This is a genomic window from Shinella sp. M27, assembly GCF_049199905.1.
Classification (GTDB): domain Bacteria; phylum Pseudomonadota; class Alphaproteobacteria; order Rhizobiales; family Rhizobiaceae; genus Shinella.
Map to the genome: position 1 here is coordinate 132697 of NZ_JBLZPK010000027.1, position 4015 is coordinate 136711.

Consider the following 4015-nt stretch of genomic DNA (forward strand, 5'->3'; position numbering starts at 1 on the left):
ATCCTCGGCACCGACGGTGACGAGCGTTGCCGAATGGATCGCCTTGCCGGCGCGTGCCGCCTGGCGGATCAGGCCGTCGGCGGCATCGCCGTTGCCGATGGCGAGCAGCGCATTGGCCTGGCGCATCTGCTCGCCAAGCGGCGCGCGCACCGGTCCGCTCGGCACGAGGTAGCCGTTGCCGATGCCGCGGCGCGTGTCGATGACGACGAGTGCATAATCGAAGGTCAGCCGGGCGCTCTGGAAGCCGTCATCCATGATAATGAGGTCGGCGCCCTCTTCCACCAGCTTCATCGCGCCCTTCACCCGCTTGCGGGAAATGACGGTCAGCGCCTCGCGGGCGAGCAGCAAGGGCTCGTCTCCGACGGCGCGGGCACGGTGGTGGTGCGGATCGACGACGGTGGTGACATCGAGCGAGCCACCATAGCCGCGCGAGAGGAAACCGGGTTTCAGGCCGCGCGCCTTGGCGGCGCGGGCAAGCGCAATCGCCGTCGGCGTCTTGCCGGCCCCGCCGACAGTGAAATTGCCGACGCAGATGACCGGCACCGGCACCTCGGCGCGGCGGCCGTTGCGCATGCGCCGTCCGGCAATCAGCCCATAGAGGCGCGACACCGGCCACAGCGCATAGGCGCGCCAATCCGCCTTCGTCCACCAGAACGGCGGCGCTTCACTTACCATTGCAGTTCCCCGCGGGCATCCCGGCCCGGTCCACGCGCCAGAAAACGCGAGACGGCGGCGAAAATCAACTGCCGGGAAGCGCAGGACGGCGTCAAACGGGCGGAAGGGCTGCTCACGCCGCCGGGCGCGCCACCGCCGCCTCCGGGAAGAGCGGCACGAGTTCGGTGATGTCGTTGAGGCAATAGTCGGAGGCGGCCGAGAGCGATTCGCGCGAGCCCGTACCAGTCAGCACCGCGATGGTGAGGCCGGTGCCGGCGCTGCGGCCCATGTGGAGGTCGTGGTTGTTGTCGCCGACCATGGCGATCTGGTGCGGCTCAAGCCCGGTCGTGGCGCAGAAGCCGAGTACCATGCCAGGCTCCGGCTTGACGCCATAGCCGCTGTCATAGCCGGCGACATAATGCAGGTAGCCGTCGAAACCGAAGCGCTTGGCCGTCGCGCGGATCGAGGCCTCGTTGTCCGAAGAGGCGACGCCGAGCCAGTAGCCGCGCGCATGCAGGGTGGCGAAGAAATCGGCGAGATCCGTCACCGCGACGGCGAGCTCCGAGGACTTGGCGAAGAGGCCGTCGAACAGTTCGGTCAAGGCCGCGATGGTGAAGGGCGCGCCGGCACCGACGAAGCCTTCGGCGATCTCCACCGTGTTGCCGGCGGCAAGCAGGCTGTCCGGCTTCACATAGCCGGTATCCGGGTCCATGCCGCCCGCGATCAGCAGTTTGCGGGACAGGTCCTCGTCACCGGCGGCAGCGATGCGGGCGAGTTCGTAGTTCACCGGGATCCAGCTCTTGGCATAGTCGAGCAGCGTGCCATCCTTGTCGAAGAGAATGCCTGATATCGTCGCCGCCTTCGTCATACTGCCGGGGTCCTTTCAGGAGGTCTGGCGCGGATGCAGCCGCGCCTTCACGGTGAGGGGATTGATATAGGGTTCGAGGCCCTTGATCGTGGCCTTCAGCGCGCCGCGCATCTCCTGCACGGTCTCCTGTCCCGCGTCGATCATCTGCTTGCGCATCGCCTCGTTGGTCAGAAGATAGTGCACGCCCTTGGCCAGCATTTCCACGTCGCGCACCATCTTGGCGCTGCCATTTCGGGCAAGCTGCTGGTAGGCCTCGCGGAAATTCTGCACATTGCCGCCCGACAGCACCGCGCAGCCGAGCATCGCCGGCTCCAGCGGGTTCTGCCCGCCCTCGGCGGTCAGCGAGCGGCCGACGAAGGCGATTTCGGTCATGCGCAGGTAAAGCCCCATTTCGCCGATCGTATCACCGAGAAAGACATCCGTGTCCGCTGTCAGCGCGTCACCGCGTGTCCGCCGTGCGACCTTGACCCCACGCGCCGTCAGCATGTCGTCGATGGCATCGCAGCGCTCGGGGTGGCGCGGCACGATGATGGTGAGAAGACCGGGCGAGCGCTCCTTGAGCACGCGGTGCACGTTGCCGGCCGCCGCCTCCTCGCCCTCGAAGGTCGAGATCGCCGCCCAAGTGGGCCGGCCCTTGATCTGGTCGCGATAGGATTTCAGCACCGCGGGATCGGCCGGCGGCGCATCCGTATCGACCTTCAGATTGCCCGATACCAGGACCGGCAGCGCACCGAGCGTGCGAAAACGCTCCGCATCGGTTTCCGACTGGGCGATGACGAGCGCAAAGTTCTCGAAGATCGCATCGGCGATCGACATGCGTCGTTTCCAGCGCGGGAAGGAGCGATCCGAAATGCGGCCATTGACCAGCACCTGCGGAATGTGGCGCGTGCCGAGCTCCAGAATGGTCGTCGGCCAGATTTCCGACTCCGCCATGATGGCGAGATCCGGATGCCAGTATTCGAGGAAGCGGCTGATCGCCGGCTTCATGTCGAGCGGCACATATTGGTGGATGACGTCGCTGCCGAGCCGTTCCTTGACCACCTTCGCCGAGGTGATCGTGCCCGTGGTGAGCAGTACCGCTATGCCGCGGCGGCGCACTTCCTTGACCAGCGGCACGATGGCGAGTGTTTCACCCACACTGGCCGCATGGAACCAGACGAGCGGCCCCGAGGGTCGCGGAACGCTGCCGAAGCCGTAACGCTCGCGACGGCGCGACCGCTCTTCCTTGCCCTTGGCGATGCGGTAGGCAAGGTAGGGGCCTACGATCGGATAGAGCGCGACGCCGCCCCAGCGGTAAAGCGAGAGTGCTGCGCGGGCGAGCCGTCTGCTCATCGGGTGAGCACCATGGCTGCGGCTTTCGGGGTGTTCGGGTTCATGGAGGTCAGGCTCCTCGGTTCAGCGCGACCGCACATCGCGCGGAACAATGGCGAAAACGCGTCTCAGCCCTGCTGCGGGTCCAGCAGGCGGTGCATATGCACGATGAAATAGCGCATATGCGCGTTGTCGACGGTCTGCTGCGCCTTCGACTTCCAGGCGGCGAGTGCGCTGGCATAGTCGGGGAAGATGCCGACGATATCGAGCTTGTCGAGATCGCGGAACTGCATGTCCGTCAGGGTCGTCAGCTCGCCGCCAAAAACGAGATGAAGAAGCTGTTTGGGTTCTTTGGAGTCGGTCATGTTTCTCTCATTTTGTTCTTGCGCACGTCCGGACGGAAAACCGGTTTCCCCTTTTTCTGGCCGTGCTCATTGTGCCGATTTCGGCAGACGGTTTGCGGTATTCCGGGCCAAAGGTCAATGGCCGGCAAGGTGCCGGGAGGCCTCGACAAGCCCGGAAAGCCGGGACAAACCGGACGCGCACAGCGTCTCGTGGCTGACGGTCGGCCGGTTATAGGAAAGCGGGGCGCCATCGAGCGTCACGAGCCCGCCGCCGGCCCGCGCCAGGATGAGATCGGCCGCCGCCAGATCCCAGTCATGCGCATTGCGCTTCACCAATGTCGCGTCGATCCGCCCGTCCGCCACCATGGCAAGACGGTAGGCGAGCGACGGCACATGCGAGATGCGGTGCACGCCGCCGTCCATGCGGTTTTGAATGTCGTGCGCCATGTCTTCGGGTGCTGCGACCCGCGTCGGGCGGGCGGTGTCTGGCTCGGTGGCGGCGATGGGTTTGCCGTTCTTCAGCGCCGGGCCATGCTCGGCCGCCGTGAAGACCTCGTCAAGCGACGGCGCAAAAAGCACGCCTGCAACGGGACGCCCCTTGTGGACGACGGCGGCGCTGACGCACCAGATGTCCTTGCCGGCGATGAAGGCGCGGGTGCCGTCGATCGGGTCGATGACGAAGACCGTCTCGCAACCGAGCCTGTTGGCATCGTCGTCGGTCTCTTCCGAAAGCCAGCCATAGTTCGGCCGGGCGGAGAGCAGTTCCTTCTTGAGGATATCGTTGGCGGCGAAATCGGCGGCACTCACCGGCGAGCGGCCGCCGTTCTTCCACCAAACC

Annotated in this window: 5 protein-coding genes; all 5 read right to left on the bottom strand. The window is 65.9% G+C overall.

The window, feature by feature from the left end; genetic code table 11:
- Nucleotides 1-675, bottom strand: a 675-nt coding sequence (lpxK, locus tag ACOZK4_RS10465) for a tetraacyldisaccharide 4'-kinase (RefSeq protein ID WP_421591838.1), incomplete at its 3' end; no start/stop codon positions are given.
- 112 nt (nt 676-787) lie between these two features.
- Nucleotides 788-1522, bottom strand: coding sequence for an HAD family hydrolase (locus ACOZK4_RS10470; protein WP_421591839.1), 735 nt, complete (start codon nt 1520-1522; stop codon nt 788-790).
- 15 nt (nt 1523-1537) lie between these two features.
- Nucleotides 1538-2854 carry a lipid IV(A) 3-deoxy-D-manno-octulosonic acid transferase gene (gene waaA / locus ACOZK4_RS10475; protein WP_421591840.1) on the bottom strand — a complete coding sequence of 439 codons (1317 nt, stop codon included), beginning with the start codon at nt 2852-2854 and terminating at the stop codon, nt 1538-1540.
- 107 nt (nt 2855-2961) lie between these two features.
- Entirely contained in the window at nt 2962-3198 is a 237-nt protein-coding gene (locus ACOZK4_RS10480) for a DUF4170 domain-containing protein (RefSeq protein WP_314093494.1), read from the bottom strand.
- A 114-nt stretch (nt 3199-3312) separates the two neighbouring features.
- Nucleotides 3313-4015 (bottom strand): 3'(2'),5'-bisphosphate nucleotidase CysQ (locus tag ACOZK4_RS10485; protein ID WP_421591841.1); only part of this gene is annotated, 703 nt, incomplete at its 5' end.